The organism is Rhodococcus sp. 4CII (genome assembly GCF_014256275.1).
GTDB lineage: Bacteria > Actinomycetota > Actinomycetes > Mycobacteriales > Mycobacteriaceae > Rhodococcus_F > Rhodococcus_F wratislaviensis_A.
Window position 1 is genome coordinate 7,093,250 of the sequence record NZ_JACCFE010000002.1, and the last position, 23,322, is coordinate 7,116,571.

Annotated in this window: 22 protein-coding genes and 1 pseudogene; 12 read left to right on the forward strand and 11 right to left on the reverse strand. The window is 67.9% G+C overall.

The window, feature by feature from the left end; translation table 11 throughout:
• Window positions 1-187: 187 nt before the first annotated feature.
• A pseudogene (locus H0B43_RS33530) lies at window positions 188-810 on the reverse strand (carboxymuconolactone decarboxylase family protein).
• A gap of 179 nt (window positions 811-989) precedes the next feature.
• Window positions 990-1,712 (reverse strand): rhomboid-like protein, encoded by a 723-nt coding sequence (locus H0B43_RS33535; RefSeq protein WP_185724022.1) that lies wholly within the window; start codon window positions 1,710-1,712, stop codon window positions 990-992.
• Window positions 1,713-1,917: 205 nt separating this feature from the next.
• Between H0B43_RS33535 and H0B43_RS33540 the strand changes: the two genes are divergently transcribed.
• Both H0B43_RS33540 and H0B43_RS33545 read left to right on the forward strand, forming a co-directional pair.
• Complete coding sequence (locus H0B43_RS33540) at window positions 1,918-3,111, forward strand: NADP-dependent malic enzyme (RefSeq protein WP_185724021.1); 1,194 nt, start codon at window positions 1,918-1,920, stop codon at window positions 3,109-3,111.
• A gap of 69 nt (window positions 3,112-3,180) precedes the next feature.
• Window positions 3,181-4,473 carry a wax ester/triacylglycerol synthase domain-containing protein gene (locus H0B43_RS33545; protein WP_185724020.1) on the forward strand — a complete coding sequence of 431 codons (1,293 nt, stop codon included), beginning with the start codon at window positions 3,181-3,183 and terminating at the stop codon, window positions 4,471-4,473.
• Between the two features lie 13 nt (window positions 4,474-4,486).
• On the opposite strand, the gene H0B43_RS33550 is transcribed toward H0B43_RS33545, so the two are convergent.
• From H0B43_RS33550 to H0B43_RS33560, 3 genes are all read right to left on the reverse strand, one after another.
• Window positions 4,487-4,885 (reverse strand): ANTAR domain-containing protein, encoded by a 399-nt coding sequence (locus H0B43_RS33550; protein WP_185724019.1) that lies wholly within the window; start codon window positions 4,883-4,885, stop codon window positions 4,487-4,489.
• Between the two features lie 75 nt (window positions 4,886-4,960).
• Window positions 4,961-5,194 carry a hypothetical protein gene (locus H0B43_RS33555; protein WP_185724018.1) on the reverse strand — a complete coding sequence of 78 codons (234 nt, stop codon included), beginning with the start codon at window positions 5,192-5,194 and terminating at the stop codon, window positions 4,961-4,963.
• Between the two features lie 121 nt (window positions 5,195-5,315).
• Window positions 5,316-6,230 (reverse strand): hypothetical protein, encoded by a 915-nt coding sequence (locus H0B43_RS33560; protein WP_185724017.1) that lies wholly within the window; start codon window positions 6,228-6,230, stop codon window positions 5,316-5,318.
• Window positions 6,231-6,477: 247 nt separating this feature from the next.
• On the opposite strand from H0B43_RS33560, the gene H0B43_RS33565 reads away from it, so the two are divergent.
• Both H0B43_RS33565 and H0B43_RS33570 read left to right on the forward strand, forming a co-directional pair.
• Complete coding sequence (locus H0B43_RS33565; RefSeq protein ID WP_185724016.1) at window positions 6,478-7,755, forward strand: sensor histidine kinase; 1,278 nt, start codon at window positions 6,478-6,480, stop codon at window positions 7,753-7,755.
• A 186-nt stretch (window positions 7,756-7,941) separates the two neighbouring features.
• The gene (locus H0B43_RS33570; RefSeq protein WP_185729697.1) at window positions 7,942-8,817 is read left to right on the forward strand and encodes a class I SAM-dependent methyltransferase; all 876 of its coding nucleotides are present in this window, start codon (window positions 7,942-7,944) and stop codon (window positions 8,815-8,817) included.
• 52 nt (window positions 8,818-8,869) lie between these two features.
• Here H0B43_RS33570 and H0B43_RS33575 read toward each other — a convergent pair whose 3' ends face one another.
• Window positions 8,870-9,082, reverse strand: coding sequence for a molybdopterin-binding protein (locus H0B43_RS33575; protein ID WP_185724015.1), 213 nt, complete (start codon window positions 9,080-9,082; stop codon window positions 8,870-8,872).
• A 194-nt stretch (window positions 9,083-9,276) separates the two neighbouring features.
• Here H0B43_RS33575 and lexA point away from each other — a divergent pair, with 194 nt between their 5' ends.
• Window positions 9,277-9,915 (forward strand): transcriptional repressor LexA, encoded by a 639-nt coding sequence (gene lexA / locus H0B43_RS33580; RefSeq protein WP_252189930.1) that lies wholly within the window; start codon window positions 9,277-9,279, stop codon window positions 9,913-9,915.
• 589 nt (window positions 9,916-10,504) lie between these two features.
• On the forward strand, window positions 10,505-13,513 hold the full coding sequence (locus H0B43_RS33585; RefSeq protein WP_185724013.1) for a serine/threonine-protein kinase: 3,009 nt from the start codon (window positions 10,505-10,507) through the stop codon (window positions 13,511-13,513).
• A 17-nt stretch (window positions 13,514-13,530) separates the two neighbouring features.
• Here H0B43_RS33585 and H0B43_RS33590 read toward each other — a convergent pair whose 3' ends face one another.
• Together H0B43_RS33590 and H0B43_RS33595 are read right to left on the reverse strand one after the other, a co-directional pair.
• The gene (locus H0B43_RS33590; protein ID WP_185724012.1) at window positions 13,531-13,725 is read right to left on the reverse strand and encodes a hypothetical protein; all 195 of its coding nucleotides are present in this window, start codon (window positions 13,723-13,725) and stop codon (window positions 13,531-13,533) included.
• Between the two features lie 40 nt (window positions 13,726-13,765).
• The gene (locus tag H0B43_RS33595) at window positions 13,766-14,095 is read right to left on the reverse strand and encodes a hypothetical protein (protein WP_185724011.1); all 330 of its coding nucleotides are present in this window, start codon (window positions 14,093-14,095) and stop codon (window positions 13,766-13,768) included.
• Between the two features lie 583 nt (window positions 14,096-14,678).
• On the opposite strand from H0B43_RS33595, the gene H0B43_RS33600 reads away from it, so the two are divergent.
• Entirely contained in the window at window positions 14,679-16,013 is a 1,335-nt protein-coding gene (locus H0B43_RS33600) for a serine/threonine-protein kinase (protein ID WP_185724010.1), read from the forward strand.
• A 42-nt stretch (window positions 16,014-16,055) separates the two neighbouring features.
• On the opposite strand, the gene H0B43_RS33605 is transcribed toward H0B43_RS33600, so the two are convergent.
• On the reverse strand, window positions 16,056-16,991 hold the full coding sequence (locus H0B43_RS33605) for a poly-gamma-glutamate hydrolase family protein (protein WP_252189664.1): 936 nt from the start codon (window positions 16,989-16,991) through the stop codon (window positions 16,056-16,058).
• 334 nt (window positions 16,992-17,325) lie between these two features.
• Between H0B43_RS33605 and H0B43_RS33610 the strand changes: the two genes are divergently transcribed.
• The 3 genes from H0B43_RS33610 to upp are packed head-to-tail and all read left to right on the forward strand — an operon-like array spanning window position 17,326 to window position 20,513.
• Window positions 17,326-18,597, forward strand: a complete 1,272-nt coding sequence (locus tag H0B43_RS33610) for a GTP cyclohydrolase II (RefSeq protein WP_185724009.1) — start codon at window positions 17,326-17,328, stop codon at window positions 18,595-18,597.
• Window positions 18,594-19,862: a URC4/urg3 family protein gene (locus H0B43_RS33615; protein WP_185724008.1), complete on the forward strand. Its 1,269-nt coding sequence runs from the start codon at window positions 18,594-18,596 to the stop codon at window positions 19,860-19,862. The genes H0B43_RS33610 and H0B43_RS33615 overlap by 4 nt, the downstream gene beginning before the upstream one ends.
• Before the next feature lie 21 nt (window positions 19,863-19,883).
• Window positions 19,884-20,513 carry a uracil phosphoribosyltransferase gene (gene upp / locus H0B43_RS33620; RefSeq protein ID WP_185724007.1) on the forward strand — a complete coding sequence of 210 codons (630 nt, stop codon included), beginning with the start codon at window positions 19,884-19,886 and terminating at the stop codon, window positions 20,511-20,513.
• A 43-nt stretch (window positions 20,514-20,556) separates the two neighbouring features.
• Here the strand turns inward: upp and H0B43_RS33625 are convergent, their stop codons facing one another.
• Both H0B43_RS33625 and H0B43_RS33630 read right to left on the reverse strand, forming a co-directional pair.
• A complete protein-coding gene (locus tag H0B43_RS33625) occupies window positions 20,557-20,910 on the reverse strand; it encodes an HNH endonuclease (RefSeq protein ID WP_185729695.1) in 354 nt (117 codons plus the stop codon).
• Between the two features lie 90 nt (window positions 20,911-21,000).
• Window positions 21,001-21,420, reverse strand: a complete 420-nt coding sequence (locus tag H0B43_RS33630; protein WP_185724006.1) for a hypothetical protein — start codon at window positions 21,418-21,420, stop codon at window positions 21,001-21,003.
• Between the two features lie 205 nt (window positions 21,421-21,625).
• Between H0B43_RS33630 and H0B43_RS33635 the strand changes: the two genes are divergently transcribed.
• Window positions 21,626-22,675, forward strand: a complete 1,050-nt coding sequence (locus H0B43_RS33635; RefSeq protein ID WP_185724005.1) for a sigma-70 family RNA polymerase sigma factor — start codon at window positions 21,626-21,628, stop codon at window positions 22,673-22,675.
• Between the two features lie 102 nt (window positions 22,676-22,777).
• A complete protein-coding gene (locus tag H0B43_RS33640) occupies window positions 22,778-23,293 on the forward strand; it encodes a toxin-antitoxin system HicB family antitoxin (protein WP_185724004.1) in 516 nt (171 codons plus the stop codon).
• Window positions 23,294-23,322: the final 29 nt, after the last annotated feature.

The following is a 23,322-nucleotide window of genomic DNA, read 5'->3' on the forward strand; positions in this document are numbered from 1 at the left end:
ACCGACTGTCGCCTTTCCGGGGCGTCCTCGGCTGGGCGGGCGACAAGAGGGAATTGGGCCGCGCGGCGTGAAAATCATCGTAAGCCGCATCGCCCGCCCGGCGAGCGGGATTGTGCAGTTGGATAGGGCGGCGACCGACTCTCCGGTTCGATGTGACAGTTCGTCGATCGGTCCGGTGGCCACGCTGTCAGTTCGTTCCTTCGTCTCCCGGTGTCGAGTGGGGGACGGGCGCGGGCACCGCACAGGCCATGCCTTCGCTGAATCCGGCCGCGGGGACGCCGAGCGCCAGATTGAAACGCCCACGGAGGTTCTCCAGCGCGATCAGATGGGTGAGCTCCACGAGCTGGGCGTCGTCGAAGTGCTCACGCAGCTTCGCGAAGAGCGCATCGGTCACCGTGACCGGGGTGCTGCTCATGCCGACCGCATAGTCGAGCACCAGCTTGTCGACGTCGGTGAACAGTGCGCTCGTCCGATACGACGGCAGCGCGAGCAGTTCTTCGTCACTGAGCCCCCAGCGTCGCGCGATCTGTGAACCCAGTCGATGCAGTACTCGCACTGGGTGACGGTGGCCGCCTTCAGTTCGGCCAGTGCCCGGTACCGTTCGTCGAGCCGTTTCAGCTTCGCGGTGGCCTGCTCGAGCATGCCGTACGCGCGCAACACCCCGGGCACGTGGGCATACATCGTGACCGGCTCGATCATCTGCTCGGTTTCACGTCCCGCGAGCCGTGCCATGTGACGGCGGGTGAACCAGTACGCGAGCTTCACCGTCGGCCCTGCATCCCGGCGCGAGACTCCGGCAATGCGCGTCATCGCTCACCTCCTCGATTGCGGGCACCGTCTTGTGCGATGCCGCGGAGGATGACTGCTTCAATCGTAGGCCCGGGTCAGGGACCGGACACTCTTCTCGACCCGATTCGGACAGTGCCGGACTGTCCGATGAAAACGACGGCACTGCACAATGTTTGGGGCAACAGCCGCCGACGCGGACGTCAGGATACTGTGGCAGCCGGCGCCGCGAGGCGTGAGCGCCCCCAGCGTCGACAGACAAGCGTGGCGACGGGGTGAACGGCGAAGCCGATGGCGATCGCGGCGAGGTGGCCGTAATCAGTGAAGGACTGCCCGTACAACGCGGCCACGACCAGGTATCCGGTCAGCGCGCTCGCCGCGATCACCCGCAGACGGCCGGTGAAGTGCATGATGAATGCGGCTGTCACGGCGTAGAAGCCGTAGCTGGCGCCGACATCCGTGGTGTGCGCGATATCGACGGCCAGCATGTTGTGGTCGAGCGCGTAGCAAATGCCGGTGACGGTGACCAAGGTCGCCCCGATGTGTCCGGCCGCGAAGGTGGCAATCCAGCGGCGGGTGCCGAGCCGCCGTTCGGCGGCAACCATCACGAGTAGAAAGCCCGCGACCATCAGCCAGGGGAACCCGGTGGAGTCGGTCCAGAACGCGGAGGCGACCAGGACCTGCAACGGGTCGGTCTGCATGTTGTGGAGGTTCGTCGATGCGCTGACGATGAGATGGTGCGTCAGGTTCGGATCGGTGCCCTGCACGGTCCACCACGTGACCAGCAGCGTGAACAGATACACCAGCGTCGCGGGCGCGCCCGCGAAGTAGCGGCGCGCGCGTATCGCCGAAGTGCGGCGGTGGTCCGGTGAGAGAGGCATGATTCCAGACGTCACCATGCCGGGTGTGGTCGCGGGCGCGGTCATGTCGGACTCCGTACGGTGGGCTACCGGTCCAGGCTAAGGGGCGACGGTGTGAAGTCGCTGTGAACTACCTGCGGATTTGCGGAGACTGTGCCCGCCGTACCGCGGGGTGTGAGAAGTGATCACCTCGGTACCAGCTCTGCCTGATCGACCAATTGCGACGACACGGTGAGGTGGATCGTCGATTGCGAACGGAAATGAGTAGAGAATGGCTGTCGTGTCCGAGCCCACCGCACCGCAGAAGGTCGAGTTGACCGACGAAGAGATTTTCGCCGCGCATGTCGGCGGGAAGCTGTCCGTCGAGTTGACCACTCCGCTGGACAATCAACGCGATCTGTCGATCGCGTACACCCCCGGTGTCGCGCAGGTCTCCCGCGCCATCGCGGCCGACGAGACCCTCGCCGACCGGTACACCTGGACCAACCGCCTCGTGGTCGTCGTCTCCGACGGCTCCGCGGTCCTCGGTCTCGGCGACATCGGCCCCCGCGCCTCGCTTCCGGTGATGGAGGGCAAGTCCGCGCTGTTCAAGAACTTCGCCGGCCTGAACTCGATCCCCCTGGTCCTGGACACGAAGGACCCCGACGAGATCGTCGAGACCCTGATCCGGCTGCGCCCGAGCTTCGGGGCGGTCAATTTGGAGGACATCTCCGCCCCGCGCTGCTTCGAGATCGAACAACGGGTCATCGAGGCGCTGGACTGCCCGGTCATGCACGACGACCAGCACGGCACCGCCATCGTCGTCCTCGCCGCGCTCAAGGGTGCGGTCAAGGTCCAGGACCGGGACCTGTCCTCGCTGCGGGTGGTGATCTCCGGGGCCGGTGCCGCCGGCGTGGCGTGTGCGAACATCCTGCTCGCCGCCGGCATCGCCGACGTGACGGTCCTCGATTCGAAGGGCATCGTCTCCGCCGACCGCCAGGATCTGAACGCGGTGAAGGTGGATTTGGCGGCCCGCACCAACCCGGCCGCACGCCGCGGCGGCATCGTCGAGGCCCTGGACGGTGCGGACGTGTTCCTCGGGGTGTCCGCGGGCACGGTGCCGGAGGAGCTGATCGCGACCATGGCGGAGAACTCCATCGTGTTCGCGCTGTCGAACCCGGACCCGGAGATCCACCCCGACGTCGCCCGCAAGCATGCGGCGATCGTCGCCACCGGGCGCAGCGATTTCCCGAACCAGATCAACAACGTGCTCGCCTTCCCCGGTGTGTTCCGCGGCGCCTTGGACGCCGGTGCCCGCCGGATCACCGAGGGCATGAAACTTGCCGCCGCCGAGGCCATCCTCTCGGTCGTCGGTGACGAGCTGGCTGTGGACAAGATCGTTCCCAGCCCGCTCGATCCTCGCGTGGCCCCCGCTGTCGCGGAGGCAGTCGCCGCCGCTGCTCGTGCAGAAGGCGTCACCGGCTAGCGAAACCGTCCGAGGCTCGATTTCAGAAGTGCGCGCAGGGGCGGCACGCACCCGAATACACTGGTCGAGGTGACCCGCGAGGATCCTGATCGGCTCTCCGACGATGATGCGCACATCCTCGGGCTCGAATCGGCGGTGATCACCGGCCACACGCTCAAGCTGGTGGTACTCGAGCCGGACGCCGACCCTCTCGACCTCGAGGCCCTGCGGACTGCGGTGGCGGAGCGCCTTCCGAACGAGCCGCGTGCGACGCAGCGGATCGATATGTCGGGACCGGAGCCGCGCTGGACCGAAGCGACCACGTTCGACGTCACCGACCACGTCCGGCGTTCGGAAGGCTCCGGCTGTGCGTCGCGGGACGATCTGTGGCGGGCCGTCGGCACGTTGATGTCCGAGCACCTCGACCACGAGCGCCCGCTGTGGGCGTTCGATCTGATCGGCCCGCTCGGCGACGGACGCGAAGCAATCGCGGTGCGGATCCATCACGCGATGGCCGACGGGATCAGCGCGGTGCGTTTCCTCGACGACGTGCTGTGGGATCGGCACCTCGAACCGCCCCGGCGAGGACCTCGTCCGGGCCTTCGAACCGATTCGGCGCAGCGTTCGCGGGTCGACGAGGCGTTGCGGATGCCCGCCGCGGTGCGTCGTGAGCTGGGCCATCGCGGCTCGCGCTCGCCGTTCGACCGTCCGATCGGTGCCGCCCGCGAGCTGGCCTTCATCGCCGTCCCGCTGCCGGAGTTGAAGGCGATCGGCGCCTCACGTCCCACCCGCGCGACGGTCAACGACGTGCTCCTCGCGATCGTTGCAGGTGGCCTGCGCAGTTGGCTCGGCAGCGAAGACGCGGCGCTGCCGCGCCTCCGTGCCCAGGTGCCCGTCAGCCTGCACCACCGCGACGAGGGAGCGGGTGAACTCGGAAACCGCGATTCCTTCCTCAACGTCGACCTGCCGCTCGCCGAGGCGGATCCGCTCAACCGGCTCGACCGGATCAACGCCGAGACCAGCAAGCGCAAACTCCTCGACGACGCCGACGAGCTGTTCGACCTCTTTCATGCTCTCGGACGCGTGAAGCGCATCGGGGAAGCCGCGAAGCGACTTGCCGGAAGTGCGCGTGAGTTCAGCTTGTCGATCTCGAACGTCCCCGGCCCGCCCGCGCCGGTCAGCGTGTCCGGACGCAGAGTCGAGCGCCTCTTCTCCTCCTCGGAGCCCGCCGCTCACCACGCGCTCCGCATCTCGGCGATCTCCTGCGCGGGAATCGTCGGCATCGGGCTCTGCACTGATCCCGAGGCGCTCCCCGACGTCGCCGTGTTGGCGGAGGCACTGGAAAATTCTTACGCCGAGCTTCGGGGCGCCGCGCTCACCTGATGCGGCGTCCCGATCAGGGTCGTACCTGTGTCGCCAGATGCGGATGGTGCCGTCCCTGCAGGTTGCCTATTCGCTGCGACGGACGGTGGTGGTGCCGTGACGGGTCTCCGCGGAGTCCCTCCCACTCGGGGAAAGTGACCGGCCGGCGACTCGTGAGGTGCCTGGTGTTGCTGGTCAGATCGATCAGGCACCGGGCGGCGGCCTGCACGGAGAGGTGGTGCCGTCGTGCCACGTCCAGGAGTTCGTCGAACGCCTGGGCGTCGCTGTAGCCGCGGCTGGTGATGAGCACGGCCTTCGCGGAGGTCAGGAGTTCACGGTCCGAGGGCCCGCGGCGTCGGTCCAGGAAGCTGCGGGCCCGCCGCGACGGGCTCGGGGTCTCGTTTTTCGGGCTCGGGGTCTCGCTTTTCGCCATTGCGCATCATCCTTTGTTTACGAGATTCCCCCGGGGGGCGATCTCGTAAACGTGGCCGGGAGCGTGCTCGTCCGATCAGACCATCCGGCGGTTGTCGGCGTTTTGGAGTCCAAGGATGACTTCGGCATCGCTCTCGAAGCCGGCTTCGGACATCACGCCGCGGGCGGAGATGATGTTCAGATCCCGGACGAGTTTGGACAGGATGTTGTCTTCATGGTGGCCTCGAGGTCGGTGGACCCGATGACCGATCTCGCGCAGCGTGATGATGGACGCATCGCTGAGCCGCACCGAGCGGGCGGCGCTGGCCATCGGCCGGCTCGCGGAGCAGGCCGTGTGGTGGCGGTCGGCCGCCGCAAGGGAAAGTCCCGCAGGTCGTCGATGTGTGTGTCAAATGTTGGAGCCACTGGAGACCGCAAACGCCAGGGGTATCTCAGGGCTGGGCGACGACGGTGTTTCCCTTGTCGTCGGTGCAGTTGATCGTGTAGCCGGTCTGCGCGGATTCCGGATCTCCCGTGAGGCGGCATTCCCATCCGTCGAAGCTGTACACGGGCTGGCTCTTGTCGGGGGCGGCGAAGTACTTCGTGAGGATCGCGTGCGCCTCGTCGCAGCGGAGTGTTCCCTTCACGACGACCACGGTCGCCGGCTTTCCCGTCGCCGGATACACAACGGGACCACACTGATTCGATCCGCCCGCCTGCTGGGGGAGCGAGGCGACGGTGGGCGCGATCGGCGCCGGGCCCTCGCTGGGAATGCTCACAGGTATCGGGGTGTAGTCGAACGTGTAGCCGTTGGTCGAGATGGTGAAGCCGTCATCCGTTGCGTCGTCTCTGCACGAGACTCCCGAGAACTGCACATTGCAACTGAATCCGTCGGACGCCAGGGTGGCGTCGTAGGGGAGGACGTTGGGGTTGCCGGGAAAGAGTGCCTCGTTCGAGTTCTGGAAGCCCGGCTCCTTCCCGGACTCGACCGCGATGATGTTCGCCTCGGCCGGCGGGCCGCCGTCCGGCGAGGGGATCGGCGGAACCCCCGGAACTTCCAATGGCCCGGCGGTGGGGTGCGAGGCGCAGCCGGCCATCTTCTTCGGGGGGATGATCGCGCACAACCACTTTCCCGACGGGGTGACGAAGCCGTAGGCTGCACTCTCCGAGTCGCCGGACGCGTACTGTTTCGCGTCGACGCCGTTGACCACAGCTTCCGTCGCCGGTGCCTCGGCCGGGACGGTGGGTGAGACCGACCCGGTGCCGTCGGTCGGCGACGCATTGTGGGTGCAGGCCGCGAGCCACAGGGTCGTGGCACCCGCGATCGCTGCCAGCGCCACTGCGGGCCGAAGTCGGATCCTGGTCATGCGTCGCACCCCTCTCTGTCCGGTCCGCCGGACCGATCGGATGAGATGTTCCCACGAATACCCGCGTGCCGTGCCGCATCGATCCAAGGAGTCGGCTGTACGACAGCGCCCGGCGACGGCCGGTTTCCCTCGATCACATGCCGCGGCTGCCTCCCGGGGCGGTGCTAGAATCTGTGCATCGTCGCAGGTCCAGCGGTTGACGCCCCACGTCTCCCCGTCGGAGTCGCCCGCCCGAGGAGGCCACCCCATGGCTGAGTCATCGGTACTACCCGCAGATCTCGGCGCCGGCCCGGATCTCGAGCGGATAATCCTCGAGCACGCGTATCGCGGAGTGCACCTGCAAATCGTGCTCCGCGGCGTGCTCGCGCTCTTCATCGCGTTGACACTTCTGTTCGTCCCGCCCATGCACGATGCGGGCGTGTGCCTGGCGATCCTGATCTGCTACGCGCTCTGGGCCGGCGGGCTCGCGCTGTGGACGCGACGAGGCGGGCCGGGGCCGGTGAACGCGATCTGGCTCGCTTTGTTCGTCGACCTCGCGGTGATCGGTTGTCTCACACTGCTGACCGGTATTGCGGCACAACAGAGTTGGACCGCAGATATACTCAGCAACGGATTGTTCGTGATCCCGCTCCTCGCCTGCACACAGCTACGGCCGGGTGTCTGTGCTTCCGTGGTGGCGCCCACGGTCCTGGTGTTCCTTGCCGCGAGTTGGGCCACGATGGCCTCGAACGAAGAACCCTGGTCGTCCATACTCCTCAGCACGATGGCACTCGCGGTTCTCTGTGCGGGCGCGGTCATGCTCAGCAGAATTCAACGATCCAGGGTGCTGACCATCGGTCACCTCGTCCGCGACCGCACCGCCCTGCTCGCCGAGTTGATGGGTCTCGAACAGCGTGAACGCCGTGCATTGTCCGAGCAACTTCACGACGGGGCCCTTCAATACGTCCTGGCCGCGAAGATGGATCTCGATGATCTCACCGGCAGCGCCGATCCGGAAGCGGTCGATCGCATCACTCACGCACTCGGTGAATCCGCAACCCTGCTCAGGGCCACCGTCTCCGAACTGCATCCCACCGTGCTCGATCATGTCGGTCTCGCCCGTGCACTCGGCGACCTCACTCGATCTGCCCAGGCGCGTGGCGGTTTCGACGTCGAACTGCTCACTTCGGACTGGGTCGACGACCTGCGCACCTCGGCCGATGACGTGCTGTTCAGCGCGGCACGCGAGTTGCTCGGCAATGTGGTCAAACACGCTCAGGCCAACACCGTGCGGGTCGAGCTGACGCGGTCGGGGGAGCATGCGATCCTCGATATCGCCGACGACGGATGCGGCATCTCCCGTGAGGCAATCGATCGAAGTCTCAGCGGAGGCCACATCGGACTGACCTCGCACGAACTCAGGGTCGTCGCGGCCGGAGGCAGCTTTTCGGTGCACCCCGGACCTCGATCCGGGACGGTTGCCCACATCGAAATGCCGTTCGAGACCGCGGCAGCACCCGATTCACTCACGACCGCGGCGCTGTAGCGGTGCCGGGGCGCAGATCGTAGGACAGGCGACCCGTGCGTCGAGCGTAGACTTGCGGCGTTCGGTCGATGCGCCCGCAGGCCAGGGAGTTCCGTGAGCCGGGGATGAACTCCCTGGCACCGCCGCCGATGTGTCCGGCCCGATGCCGCATTCGAATGTCGACGAGATCGGGAGGGTACGTTCGTGATGCGAACCGATGGAGACACCTGGGATATCGTCAGCAGCGTCGGCCTCACCGCACTGGGAGTGGCGACGTTCCGCGCGCTGGAGAGCGCCCGCCCCGATGCGTTGATCCGGGACGATTTCGCGCCGTGGTTCGTCGAGGCGGCGGGTGAACCGCATTTCACCGGCCTGCTGGCCGATCCGTCGTCGCTGGGTGACACGCCCTTCTCGGGTTTCATGGGCATGCGGACGCGGTTCTTCGACGAGTTCTTCACGTCGGCGGGGGTGTCGCAGGCGGTGATCCTGGCCGCCGGCCTGGACGCGCGGGCCTACCGACTGGATTGGGCGGCGAACACGACGGTCTTTGAGGTCGACCAGCCGAAGGTGCTCGAGTTCAAAGAGGAGGTGCTCGTCGAGCACGGTGCCAGGGCGAAGGCCGATCGTCGTCCGGTGGCCGTCGATCTGCGCGACGACTGGCCCGCAGCTCTCGAGGCGGTGGGGTTCCACCCCGGGAAACCGACAGCGTGGTCGGCGGAAGGGTTGCTCGCCTATCTCCCGGGCGCGGCGCACGACGCGTTGTTCGAGCGGATCGACGAACTGTCCGCTCCGGGTAGCCGCCTTGCCGTGGACAACTTTTCGGCGGGAACGGATGTGCGACGCTTCGACGCCATCAGGGCGAAGTACTTTCCGAAGGACCCGTTCGGTGACCTCGACGTGTCCCAATTGTTCTACGCTGACGAGCGGGCCGATCCGGTGCAATGGCTGACCGAGCGGGGTTGGTCGGTGCAGCGCGTCAACCCGCTCGAGTTGGCCGCGGCCTATGGGCGGCCGGTTCCGGATTTGCCCGAAGAGCTCACTGACCTGTCGAAGCGATCGTCGTATCTGACCGCGGTCAAATAGACGGTTCGCGGGGCCGGAAGGCGGCAGGGTCGTCTGGTCCGGCCGGCGGCGCCTACTCGACGCCGAGCATCACCTCGGTGGACTTCACGAGCACGGTGGCCGCGACACCGGCCTTCAGGCCGAGTTCCTCCACGGCCTCCTTCGTGATGGATGCGGTGACGATCTGCTCGCCTCCGTCGAGTTTCACTTTCACCGTCGCCATCACACTGCCGGGGGTGACGTCGATGATCGTGCCGGCGAGCTGGTTCCGGGTGGACAAGCGCATGTGGACCTCCATCTACGGGGGATGGTTTCGACGCTAGCCGGGGCGGTCGCCCGACGTCGTGGATTTCGCGGGATGTCCGGGCACCGACTCCGGCAGGTGCTCCACGACCCCTCCTGGGCGTACGTCCACACCGTGCTCGAGGGGCTGCCATCACCCCCTACCATTCTTCGGTGACCGATTACGACGATCTCGACATGTTCGGTGGCCTCGACGCCGCCACCCTGCCACCCCGCCAGCAGCGGATCCTTGCCACGATCAGGGATTGGGTCGCTGCACACGGATGTACACCGAGCACCCGGCAGATCGGGGACGCGGTGGGCCTGCGGTCGACGTCGTCGGTGTCCCAGCATCTGAAGAGCCTCGAAGAAAAGGGCTTTCTCCGACGGGGCACGGCCATGGCTCGGCAATTGGATGTGCGACCGTTCCTCTCCGAGGCGAAGCGAGGGTCCTCCTCCGACAACATTGTCGCGGTGCCGGTGGTCGGCGACATCGCAGCCGGCGCACCGATCCTCGCGGAGGAGCATGCCGACGAGATGCTGACGCTCCCTCGCGAATTGGTCGGCTCCGGCACCGTGTTCGGGCTGCGGGTACGCGGGGAGTCGATGATCGAGGCCGCGATCTGCGACGGCGATGTCGTCGTGGTGCGCCGCCAGGACGAAGCTCATTCCGGCGAGATCGTCGCCGCGATGATCGACGGCGAGGCCACGGTGAAGGTGCTCCGGCGCCGTGACGGTCACGTGTACCTCGAGCCCCGCAATTCGGCCTACACCGTCATCGACGGCGACGACGCCGTCGTCCTGGGCAAGGTGGTATCGGTGATGCGCCGGATCTGAGGATCGTGGCACCCGAACCGTGCAGCGAGTCTCGCCGCCGTCACCCCGCGTCGTGTCAGTCGAAGGTGACGGCGGACGGGTTCGGTTCCAGGAGAGTGGTGACGGAGGTCGGCCCGAGGCCGATCTCCGGCCACCCCGCCGAGATCATGATGTCGTGCGGGCGATGTCCCACGCCCACGTCCGTGCGCCCTCCGGGTCGGACAGTGCGACACCGACACTGCCGCTGATCGGCGATTCGAGCGCCCCTGCCCGGTTCAGGTGACTCGGCGATGTACCGGGCGAAGGCCGTGGGGGCGGGCGGTACTACGACGGCACCTTCCAGGACGGCAGAACCCGATGTGCTCGGGAGTCCTGTCTGCCGTGGCGCGGCGCACGTGGTAGGTGCTGCCGATAGGCACCCTAGGGAGGGAAATTTGTCATCTTGACGAAGATCCCGGCCGGCCGAATACTTTGCCTACAGGGTGGACCCCACCGGCATTCGACTCGGAGGTTCCGCACATCGCCGTTGTGAGAGAAAGACATCCGCGTCGTCCGTCGTGAACGCAACGGCGAATCCGGTCGCCCTGCATCACAGAACCGAGGTGCCGCGATGTCCGATCTCGACCCGGACGCGACCCGGGCGGCGGCGGTCCGCCCGGAGGGCCGTGGGATCGTGGCCGAGTTGGACGACGCCGGGTTCGCGGGCGCCGTGGAGGTGGGGCGAGGAGGCTTCGGTGTCGTGTACCGCGCTCTGCAGCGGTCACTCGGCCGGATCGTCGCGATCAAGGTCCTGACGTCGGACCTGGATCCCGCGAATCGTGAGCGTTTCCTGCGGGAGGGCTACGCGATGGGTGGGCTCTCCGGTCACCCGAACATCGTCAACATCTTGCAGGTCGGCGTGACCGACACCGGTCGCCCGTACATCGTCATGCACTACCATCCGCGCGATTCGCTGGCCGTGCAGATCCGCCGAGAAGGTCCGCTGCCGTGGCCCGAAGCGATCGGTATCGGGGTGAAATTGGCGGGAGCACTGGAGACGGCGCACCGGACCGGCACCCTGCATCGCGACATCAAACCCGCGAACGTCCTCCTCACCGACTACGGCGAGCCGCAGCTGACCGATTTCGGCATTGCACACATCGTCGGCGGCTACGAGACTGCCACCGGCGGGTTCACGGGGTCACTGGCATTCACCGCGCCTGAAGTGCTCAACGGCGAATCGCCGACCACGCGATCCGACGTCTACGGATTGGGCGCGACGATCTATTCACTCATCGCGGGCCGGGCGGCATTCGAACGGAAATCCGGAGAGGAACTGATCGCGCAATTCGTGCGGATCAGCAGTCAGCCGGTACCGAACCTGCGCGCCCAGGGCATCCCCGACGTCGTGTGCGCCGCGATCGAGAGAGCGATGGCGACGACACCCTCGGCCCGCCCGGCCTCCGCCGAGGAGTTCGGTCACGAACTCCAAGCGGCGCAGCGACACGTCGGTTTGCGCTCGGACACGATGGCTCTGGCGCCCAAGGAAGCCGCGCACACGACCGATCCGCACCGGTCGGCAGCGGGTGACGGTACCGACCGACGGTTCCGGTACGAAGACGCGATCGTCGGCCCGCAGCAGCTTGCGGCACCGACCCATCAGATTCAGCCGGAGCCTCACCCGTCGGGCCCGTGGTTCTGGCCGCCGACAGACCCGCCACCCGCGCCGGTACGCACACGTCGACGCGGGATCCTGACCGTGCTCGCCCTCGTCGTCGTGCTCGCGCTCGCCGTCGGTGGCTATCTGGTGGTCAGAGAAGCATCCGGTCCGGGCGCCGCAGCACCGACCGCCGGGGATTCCAGCGCATCTCCCGCAACCGACCCGACGGCGTCGTGGCGACCTGTCGCCGATGCCCGCGTTGCCCGCCAGCAGACGGCGACGACCGTCGCGGACGGCACGATCTGGGTCTTCGGAGGGTTGGACGACGACGGCGTCTCCGCGCGACAAGAGGGCTACGACCCGGCCATCGACACGTGGAAGGCCGGCCCCGACCTCCCGGTCCCGCTCAATCATGCGATGGCCGTGACCTACAACGACGAACCCGTTCTGATCGGCGGGTGGAAAGCCGACGGCCAGAACCTGATCGCTGTCGCTTCCGACCGGGTGATGGCCATGCGTAATGGCCGGTGGGTGGATCTGCCCCCGATGAACGTGCCGCGGGCGGCCGGGGCGGCGGCGGTGGTGGGCGACCGGATCGTGGTGGCCGGGGGACAGGCAAACGGTGCGTTGGTGCCGACGACGGAGGTGTTCGACGGGACGAAGTGGACGACCGTGTCGGACATCCCGACTCCGCGGGAGCATCTGGCGGGGGTGTCGGACGGGAAGTATTTCTATGCCGTGGGTGGGCGCGATCTCGCGGCGGATCAGAATTCCGGTGCGGTCGAGCGGTTCGATCCGGTGTCCGGGGTGTGGGTGTCGTTGCCGGCGTTGCCGACCCCTCGTGGCGGGTTGGGTGCGGCGTTCATCGACGGCCGGATCGTGGCGGTCGGTGGTGAGGAGCCGACGCGGGTGCTGTCGACCGTCGAGGCGTTCGACGTGGTGTCGGGGACGTGGTCGTCGCTGCCGCCGCTGCGCACGCCCCGGCACGGAATGGCGGTCGGCGCGGTCGGCGACACGGTGTACGCGGTCGGTGGCGCCACCGAGCCGACCCACGCCGAATCGACGTCCGTGTCCGAGGCGCTGCAGATCGCGCCGCGCAAGACGCAATGGGCCCCGGCGTGGCGTTCCGTGAAGGATGCGCCGATCGCCCGCCAGCAGGCGGCGACGACCGTCGCCGACGGCACGATCTGGGTGCTCGGCGGTCTCGACAACGTGGGATCGACTCCGAAGGTCGAGGGCAACGACCCGGCCATCGACACGTGGAAGGCCGGCCCCGACCTCCCGGTCCCGCTCAATCATGCGACGGCGGTCGCCTACGAGGGTGACCTGGTGGTACTCGGCGGATGGGTGCCGGACGGCCCGAACCTCACCGGGACCACGTCGGACCGTGTGCTTGCGCTGCGTAATGGCCGGTGGGTGGATCTGCCCCCGATGAACGTGCCGCGGGCGGCCGGGGCGGCGGCGGTGGTGGGCGACCGGATCGTGGTGGCCGGGGGACAGGCGAACGGTGCGTTGGTGCCGACGACGGAGGTGTTCGACGGGACGAAGTGGACGACCGTGTCGGACATCCCGACTCCGCGGGAGCATCTGGCGGGGGTGTCGGACGGGAAGTATTTCTATGCCGTGGGTGGGCGCGATCTCGCGGCGGATCAGAATTCCGGTGCGGTCGAGCGGTTCGATCCGGTGTCCGGGGTGTGGGTGTCGTTGCCGGCGTTGCCGACCCCACGTGGCGGGTTGGGTGCGGCGTTCATCGACGGCCGGATCGTGGCGGTCGGTGGTGAGGAGCCGACGCGGGTGTTGTCGACCGTCGAGGCGTTCGACGTGGTGTCGGGGACGTGGTCGTCGCTGCCGCCGCTGCCCGTCGGGGTTCACGGGATGGCCGTCGCGACGGTAGGCCACACCCTCTACGCCATCGGCGGTGCGCTGCGGCCTTCGCACGCACAATCCACCGCGATCGGACAGGCTCTGGATTTCTGGTAGGGATCGACCGGTCCGTGCTATCTCCGGATGAGGCTGTCGGACAGTCGAGCTTCCTTGGCCGCACGACTCGACGGGTCACAGCGGTACTGCCCGGTGGTGGTGTGGCGGTAGCCGGGCCCATCCTTGACGACGGTCTGCGCGCAGTAGCGGCATTCGTCACCGCGGGGCCCGAACCGGATGGTCTCGACGGTGGGGTACGTGTTGATGCTCATTGCTCTCGTTCTTCGGTGTGGTCGGTCGACAAAGTGGCGGTTACGCGTATTCGGCGGCGGGGGCGGCCGAACCTGCACGGTCGGCTCGGTCGAGCGCGTCCCACGCGAGGTCGTAGCGTTTGAGGGTCATCTCGTCCGCTTCCGCGAGCAGTGCCTCCAGAAGGGAGTGCGGATCGTCCTGCCAGGACTGCAGGGCGGTCGCGACCGTGCGATTGGTGAACAGCCCCGACTGCCCCAGCGCCTGACCCCACTCGTCGAACAGGCCGTGGTGGATGCGTTCGACGGCGTCGTAGTCGAATCCTTCGGCGACGAAGTCGCGAGAGAATGTCGCTGTGACGTAGTCACCGCAGGTAATCGGTACTGCATTCATCGGTGCGGGCACCTTCCGTGACTGGCGAAGTACGGGCCGTCGTGGAGCCCCGGTTCGCGACTATGAGACACGTCACATCATTCCCTGGCTCGGGTAGGTGGGACATCGGCCGAACTACCGGGGGGCATACCTGTTTTTCGTCCTACGTAGCGCTGACCTGGACTCGCAGGGTCCGGCGGCAGTCGAAATCGATGAGCGCGCGGCATTGCGGTGGACCCTGCTGCGCGCGTAGATTGAGGGTGCGGACCGAAAGAGTAATCGGAAACGGTGAAACACTCGGAATGCAGAGATCCGGCCGAGAATGTGAACGCATTCCCGGCCGAACCCCTGTCCGGGGCAGGTTCGGCCGGTCTCCGGCGCGACCGGACACAGAGCAAATTCACGCGCCCCACGCCCGACCAATTCTTCCGCTCGGATGCGGCCACATCGCATGCGACCTTCCCGCGTGGGTGAGGGCGGTGCCGGAAGCTTCCCCGCGCGAGCGATCCGCCGCGACCGCCTAGACTTCACGGGTGGAGGCGGTCCGACCGCCCCGGTGCACAGTTCCGCAGACGCGGCCATTTTCGAGCGGCGGAGAGTGACGATGCAAGTGGGAGCCCTGTTCGGCAGGTACCGGTTGGACCGACAGCTGTCGGTGGATGCGACCGGCGAGGTGTGGGCGGCATTCGACACCGTCACCCAACGGCCTGTCGCGGTGCGGGCCCTGCCACCGGATGCAACCGAGGATGACGAGTACCGCGAGCGATTCGAACGAGAAGCCGCCGTCGCGGCGCGCATCCGGCACCCGAATGTGATTCCGGTTCAGGACTACGGTCAGATCGCCGACCGATTGTTCGTCGCGACGCCGCTCAACCCGGGAGGGAATCTGCACGCGATGCTCCGGTCCTCCGGCGCGATGGACGTGCCCGCCGCGGTCGGCGTCGTCGAGCAGTTGGCGTCGGCGCTGGACGCCGTGCACGATGCCGGACTCCGCGACCAGTACGTCACATCGGCCAACGTGTCGGTGCAGGACGACGGGTCCGTCTACCTCACCGAGGTCGGGCTGCCCACGAATCTCGGTGCCGCGTCCGGTGTCTACGGCCTGACCACCGTGTTGTACGAATGCCTCACCGGCACGTACTTTCCGTCGTCGAGCCGACACGAATTGCAACGCCGTCCGTCGTCGGTGAATCCGGCGGTGCCTGTCGGGATGGATGTGGTGATCGCACGCGGAACCGAGGCCGAACCCGCGCGGCGCTACCAGTCCGCGGGTGAACTGGCGGCCGCTGCTCGCGCCGCGGCACCGTCACCACAGCAACCACCACCGAAGTCTGCGGCCGTCTTCGTTCCCGCGACCTCGCCCGGGGACCGGAACCGCCGCGTCCTGATCGCTGGTCTCGCGGTGGCGGTGATCATCGCTGCCGCGATCGTCGGGGGCGTGATGATCGGGTCCGGGTCACCCTCGCCCGACGTGTCCGGCTCTGTCCGGTCGTCGATCGCGGCCACCGCTCCGGCCGTCACGAGCCCGACCGTGGTGGCGGCGTCGCCGTCGGCGGAACCGCAATCGCAATCGCAAGCGGAAGCGGAAACGGAAGCGGAAGCGGAAGCGCAGCCCGCGGACCCTCCCGTCCGTCAAGAAGCGGCTCAGCCGACACCGGCCCCGCCGCCCGCGCCGCAACTACCACCCGCGCCGCAACTACCACCCGCGCCGCGACTGCCGCCGGCCGCGTCGGCCCCGGACGTGTTGCCCTGTTACCCCGGCTACGAGCACACTCCGGCGCCGGACGGGCCGTGTCTCCCGCCCGGGTCGCCGCCGGCGCAGGCCCCCGCACCGGCACCGGCACCGGCGCCCGCCCCCGCGCCCGCTCCGCAGGTGTTGCCCTGTTACCCCGGCTACGAGCACACCCCGCCACCGGACGGGCCGTGCTGGGCTCCGTGACCGGCAGCGAAAGCCGTAGGGGGAGAGGCGGAGTGCGCGGAGTCAACGCCCCGGGTCGGGGGAGATCCAGGACTTGTAGACGCCGCCGACGGCGTCGGCGATCGCCGACCCGTAGTGCATCCGCGCCGCGAGGCACTGCTCGATCTGCACTCCGCCGGCAGCATCGACCGTCAGGCGGTTGACCAGGTTCGCGGGCGATCGCCCACTGCATCGTTCCTCGGGATCGGCCACGCGCACACCGACTCCGCTCCCGTCGAGTACCCGCGCGATCGCGTTCCGCACGTCCGACCGGAGCACCTCGGGGGCGAGACCACCGACGAGGACCTCGGTTCCGCTGTACCCGTGGAACGACACCGCCCACCGGAACCGTCTCGCGGCCAGCGACCGGAGCAGCGGAAAGCTGTGCACACTGAGATCACCCGACGAGATGTGCCACGCCGAGTAGGCGTTGCCGTCGGGAGACCACCCTTTGCACGTCCAGAGCGTCGAATTCGCCGAGCCGAGCGAGTCGACAACCTGTTCGGCCTGCCGATCGGTGCGGACCTCGATGGCCCCGCCGTGCGGGGCGAGGACCGCGAGCCGTCGATGGTGGCCGTCGTCGACGAGTCGCTCGACGAAGTCCCCGTCGATCCGGGCTCGGCGTTCGGTCATGCCGGGGTCTGTGCATCGAAGGTCGAGGCTCACCGCGTGTCCCGGCTCCACCCCGAGCCTGCGTCGTCCGCACTCCGCAACCCGGATGGTGTCGATCGCCGTCGGATCGGTGTCCGGGATCAGCGTGAACAGTGCGGTCTTCCCCAGGTGGCTCACACGCGCCTGCTGACGAGGCCGCGCGCCCAGTCGGGCCAGCATCCGGGGATGGATCCGGAGATGCTCGGCCGCGTATGCGCCGTTGGAGCGACTGTGGCGGACTTCGAGGCGCACCGCCACGGCCGAAGGCTGCGCCCCGAGATCGTCGTGCTCGTCGTCGACGTGTTCCATGCATTCACCGTGTTCTTCGTGCGCGCGGTTTGCTCACGGACAGAATCTCACGTCGTCGGCTCACGCGGCGGCGTCGAGCAGATGCAGTTCCTCCGCCACGATCAGATCGACCTCTTCACTGGTCAGACCGGACAGCAGATGTGCCGACAACATCACGCTCACCTCCTCGCTGTGCTCCTACTGATACGTCGAACGGGAGACCGCGATTTCGACATCCGACGTCGGCACCGCCGAGTGGCTATGCTTGCGGATTCCAGTGACCGGAAATATCGGCCGCGGGAGACACGCTCCGGCGGTATGCCGTGCCGCCGGGCCTTCCTTACGGAGGAACGCCATGTCCGCTGACGCAGTGTCCGCCAGATCCGAGAGCGCCACCGGCCACATCCGATTGACGTCGCACAGCGGTGGCGTCGACTCCCTCCCGATCCACTGGGGAGCGCCCACCGCGTCCGAGCGCGGTCCGGTGGTCGGCACCACGACGAATCGGGCCCACCGCAACGTCGTCGGCACCCACAGCGGGTCGTACAGCATCTACCGGGCGCTCGCGGTCGCGTCGGGTGCATTGTCGCGCCAGCACAAGGCCGACCTCACGGATACGGCGCCGACCGACACCATCGGTCCCTACCCGCAGTGGAGCGAACCGGGCAAGATCGTGAGCCTGGATCCGTGGGGTGCCATGGTGGCCGAGGTCTTCGCCGCGGAATTGGCGGCCGGCCACGACATCCGCCCCAGCATCGCGGTGACGAAAGCGCACGTGATGCTGCCGGAGATCATCGAGGCCGTGCAGTGCGGCCGCCTGGTCCCGGACGGACGATTCCTGCTGCCCAGCGGCGCGGCGCTGGTCACGAAGGCGGCGATCGAGCCCGTCTGGCACCTACCCGGCGTGGCGGACCGCTTTCGGTGCAGCGAGACGGACCTGCGTCGCGTGCTGTTCGAAGAGACGGGAGGCATGTATCCCGAGCTCGTGACGCGCTCCGACCTGGAAGTGTTTCTGCCGCCGATCGGCGGGCAGACGGTGTACATCTTCGGGGACGCGCGTGACCTGGCCGATCCGGCGGTGGAACTGACCGCGCGCGTGCACGACGAGTGCAACGGTTCGGACGTGTTCGGCTCGGACATCTGTACCTGCCGCCCCTACCTCACGCATGCGATCGAGGAGTGCATCCAGGGAGCGCAGCGCGGCGGAGTGGGCCTGGTGGCGTACTCCCGTAAGGAGGGCCGGGCGCTCGGAGAGGTGACCAAGTTCCTCGTCTACAACGCGCGCAAGCGGCAGGCAGGCGGCGACACCGCGGATCAGTACTTCGCTCGCACCGAATGCGTGGCCGGCGTGCAGGACATGCGTTTCCAGGAACTGATGCCCGACGTGCTGCATTGGTTGGGGGTGAAGAAGATCCATCGGCTGGTGTCGATGAGCAACATGAAGTACGACGCCATTACCGGGTCGGGCATCGAGGTCGACGTGCGCGTGGACCTGCCCGACGATCTGATCCCGCCCGACGCGCGGGTGGAGATCGATGCCAAGATGGCGGCCGGCTACTTCACGCCGGGGGCGGTGCCCGACGCCGTAGAACTGGCGAAGGCCAAGGGCCGGGGGCTGGACGGATGAGCGTGCTCGGTGTCGGTCCCGTTGTGGATACCGGGCGGGCCGAGGGTGCGGCCGCGGCACTGCGCTCGACCACTGCGGTGCGGGAGCGCGCGCGGCAGTTGCTGGGGCGCGCGCGGCAGGGGGAGTCGCGGTGGTTCACCGTTCACGACGACGCGCTGCCCACGGCCGCCGAAGAGGTCGTGGACGTGACCCGGGTGCGCTACCCGGACCTGAAAATTCCCTTCCACAGCCGCTGGCGCCATTTCGAGGCAGGCGGCGTGGACCGCAAGGCCGAGCTGGATGAACGGCTGAAGGCGCAGGACACCGCGGCCCGCGCCCGCGCCATGATCGACCTGGCCGTGGTCAGCGTGTTGCTCGATGCGGGCGCCGGACCCGACTGGCAGTACCACGAGGAGGCGAGCGGGCAGGGCTTCGCTCGATCCGAGGGTCTGGGCGTGGCGAGCTGGCACGCATTCGCGGGCGGAATCTTCTCGAGCGACGCGACGCACCCGTTGCGGGTCGATGCGGACGGCCTGCGCGCGCTGCGTGCGGACCGGCTGGCCGACGCATTCCAGGTCGGACCGGCCAATCCGCTGGTCGGTCTCGAAGGTCGCGTGCTGGTGCTGCGCAGGCTGGGGGAGGCGCTCGCCGCGCAGCCCGAGGTGTTCGGCCCGCAAGGACGGCCGGGTGGCCTGTTCGACGCGCTGGTCGAGCGCGGTCCGGGCCGGTCCACGGGGACGGTCGCAGCGCACGACATCCTGTCGCAGCTCCTGACGTCGATGTCGGGCATCTGGCCGGCGGGCAATGCCGTCGGCACCCTGCTGCTGGGTGACTGCTGGCGCCACGAGGCGGTGTCAGGCCCGGGACTGACCGACGGCTGGATGCCGTTCCACAAGCTGTCGCAGTGGCTGAGCTACTCGTTGCTGGAGCCCTTTCAGTGGGCCGGCGTGCAGGTGGTGGGGCTGGACGCGCTGACCGGCCTGCCCGAGTACCGCAACGGCGGCCTCCTGCTGGACACCGGCGTGCTGCGCCTGCGCGACCCTGCCTGGGCCGCGCGAAGCTGGACGGTGAGCGACGAAGTGGTGGTCGAGTGGCGTGCCCTGACGGTGTCGCTCCTGGACGAGTTGGCGCCGCTGGTGCGCGACCAGCTGGGCGTGGACGACACCCGGATGCCGCTGGCGTGCGTCCTCGAGGGCGGCACCTGGGCTGCCGGACGGGCGCTGGCGCAGCGCCTGCGCGGTGGGCTGCCACCGCTGTCCATCTTCAGTGACGGCACAGTCTTCTAGAGCGACGACGAGGAGTGATTCATGGGTTCGGTACACCTGATCGACCACCCCCTGGTTCAGCACAAGCTCACAATGATGCGTCGTAAGGACGCTTCTACCAACAGTTTTCGCCTCCTGGCGAACGAGATCTCCGCGCTGATGACCTATGAGGTGCTGCGCGACATCCCGATGCAGGAAATTGAGATCGAGACGCCGATGGAGACCACCACCGGCAAGGTCATCGACGGTAAGAAGCTCGTGTTCGTCTCCATCCTGCGGGCAGGTACCGGCATCCTCGACGGCATGCTCACGGTGGTGCCCGGCGCGCGGGTCGGCCACATCGGCCTGTACCGCGACCCCAAGACCTTGGGAGCAGTGGAGTACTACTTCAAGATGCCCGGTGACCTGCAGGAGCGCGATGTCGTAGTGGTCGACCCGATGCTGGCCACCGGCAATTCCGCCGTGGCGGCGGTGGAGCGGTTGAAGGAATACGGCCCCAAATCCATCAAATTCGTCTGCCTGCTGACCTGCCCCGAAGGCGTTGCCGCCCTGCACAAGGCCCATCCCGACGTACCCATCTACACCGCCGCCGTCGACCGCGAACTCGACGAGCACGGTTACATCCTGCCCGGTATGGGCGACGCGGGCGACCGGATCTTCGGCACCAAGTAGCGCCGACGCCGTAACCGACCGGCCCACATTCGTGGCCGGTCGGTTACGAGGCCGTGGCCTCGGGCGTTCCGAGTTCGTTCTCCTGCTCGGCGTCCGGTACTGCGCGGAAACGCAGCGCCAGCGCCGCGCCGATCTCGATGTGGCGCAACAGGAATGCGCGCTCGTCGAGCCGCTTACGCCGCAACCAGCCCGTGACCTCGTCGTTGCACTTGCTGGCATTGCAGGAACCACACGCCGGTGCGATGTTGTCGAGCGTGTACCGTCCGCCGCGGGAGAGTGCCAGCACGCAGTCGCGTTGCAAGGGCCTGTCGGTCGCGCCGCAATACGCGCACCCATCCCACGCCGCCACCAGCGCTGCCCACTGCTCGTCGCTGAGGTCGTGCTCGACACTCGTCATCCGGCGCCGACGCTTGCGCGCCGCCCGGGCCTTGCGACTTCGGTTGACCGCCATCGCCCCAGCGTATGCGCTGCGGCATCCGCGAAGGTGTCACATCCAGGGCATGTCGGGATCGAGCGGGTGGGAGATCACTCCGTCGTCGGGCTCGAGCGGGTAATAGACCTGGTGCAGGGCGCCGGCCGACAGAGACTCGACGGATGCGGCGGCGGGACCGAACAGCGACGTGCCCGGATCGACGAGGTCGGTGCCCGGTTCGACGAGGGTGACCTGCGGGGGGACGTCCTCGTCCGGCGCGTCGCACGAGACCATGGGCCATGCGTTCGCGCAGCCGATGCGATCCCTGACCTGCACCTGGTACGGGGAGAGTTCGGATTGCGGGGAGACGACCTGCGGGTACGACGACTGCGCAGGCGCCGCTGCGGCGGTGGCGCTCTGGGCCACGAGCATGCCGAACCCGAGGGCGGCGCCTGCTGCGACTGCGGTTGCGGTGCGAGTGTTGACGAAGGACATTGTGTTTCTCCCGACTGTTGTGTGAATTTCCGTGTCCTGTGACCGACGACCAGTCTTCGCGGTAACGGACGTCGCGTAAGGACCCCACAGGGGTGGTCGAGCAGGCATCCGGGGGGCCGAGATTGCACCCCTGGGGTTGTTCCGGCTTTCCGATCGATCGCCGAACGATGCGATCATCCGACGCGGTCGGGCAGAATCATGGCGTGTGAGCGACATTTCCGCACGGACCTCGGACGCGGCGGCCGAAACGCGGGATCCCGACCTCGCCCGGGCCCGCGACGGGGACGACGCCGCGTTCACCCGTCTCGTGGGACCGCTGCGCCGGGAGCTGCACGCCCATTGCTACCGGATGCTCGGGTCCAGTCACGACGCCGACGATGCGCTGCAGGATGCGCTGCTGCGTGCGTGGCGGGGGTTCGCGGGGTTCGAGGGTCGCAGCACGCTACGTTCCTGGCTGTACACCGTCGCCACCCGCACGTGCCTCGACGCCGTCGCCAGTCGCGGCAAGCGGGCACTGCCGGTCGACCTGGGACCGTCGAGTGATCGCGCGGTCATCGGTGACCTCCCGGTGACGGACGTCGCCTGGCTGGGCCCGTATGCCGATACGGGACTGCCTGCCGGCCCGGCGGGGCCGGACGCGCGGTACGAGCAGCGCGAAGCCGTCGAACTGGCATTCGTTGCGGCCCTGCAGCATCTGCCGGGAAACCAGCGGGCCGCGCTGCTGCTGTTCGAGGTTCTCGGTTTCTCCGTCGCCGAGATCGCGGCTGTCATGGACACGACGAGGGCTTCGGTGAACAGTGCCCTGCAGCGGGCCCGCGTCATCGTCGCCGAAAAGGTGCCACCGGTGACGCAGGCGCAGACCCTGCGGGACATCGACGACGCACGCGTGCGTGCCCTCGTCGTGGGGTACGCCACTGCACTGGAACGCGGTGACGCCGACGCCCTGGTCGCGCTGCTCACCGAGGACGTCACCTGGTCGATGCCCCCGATGGCGCACTGGTACCGCGGTCTCGGGGCCGTCGCCGACTTCGCGGTCCGGGTTCCGCTCACCGGCTGTGGCGCGTGGCGTCACGTCCCGATCACAGCGAACGGGCAACCCGCCGTCGCCTTCTATCTGTGGGACGAGGGTGCGCGCACCCATCTGCGCTGGTCGATCACGGTGCTGACCCTGCGCGGCGACAGCATCGCGGATCTCACGTCGTTCCTGGGGGCGGAGCATTTCGTGCCGTTCGGGCTGCCCGAATCACTACCGTAATCACGGATCCGACCGCAGAGTGTGCCACATCGGCACCATTGTGGCACCAGATACTTCCAGCAAGGTCTTGCAGTGGTGCCATGTTGGTGCCATGATGGCATCATGGATCTCACACCGTATGTCGATTCCCTCCGCCGCGAGCTTGCGGTAGCCGCCGAGGCCGGGGGAGAGGAAAGCCGCGCCCTGGCCGAGAGGCTCACCGCACCATTGGAATCCGGCGTTCGGCTCGCGCTCCTGGACGCGCTGTCTGCCGCGGCGAACGAAATCACCCGTGACCTGGCCCCAGGTTCGGTCGACCTCCGTCTCCGAGGTCGTGAACCCAGCTTCGTCGTCACCGTCGCCCCCATCGAGCCCTCGCGCGACGAGGCACCGGCGGCCGCTGACGTCGCTCCGATCCGGTCGCCCGAACCGGACGACGGTGCGATGACCCGAATCAATCTCCGTCTCCCGCAAGACCTCAAGGATCGCGTCGAAGAGGCCGCCCGGGACGCCGGGCTGTCCGTGAACGCATGGCTGGTGCGGTCTGCTGCCTCGGCGTTGGAACCGGGCGGCGCGAGCCGTCGTTCCGAACGGCGCGCGCCCCAGGGCAGCGACGACTTCACCGGCTGGGTGCGCTAGCCCAACCGCTTCTCCCACACGTTCTCCAC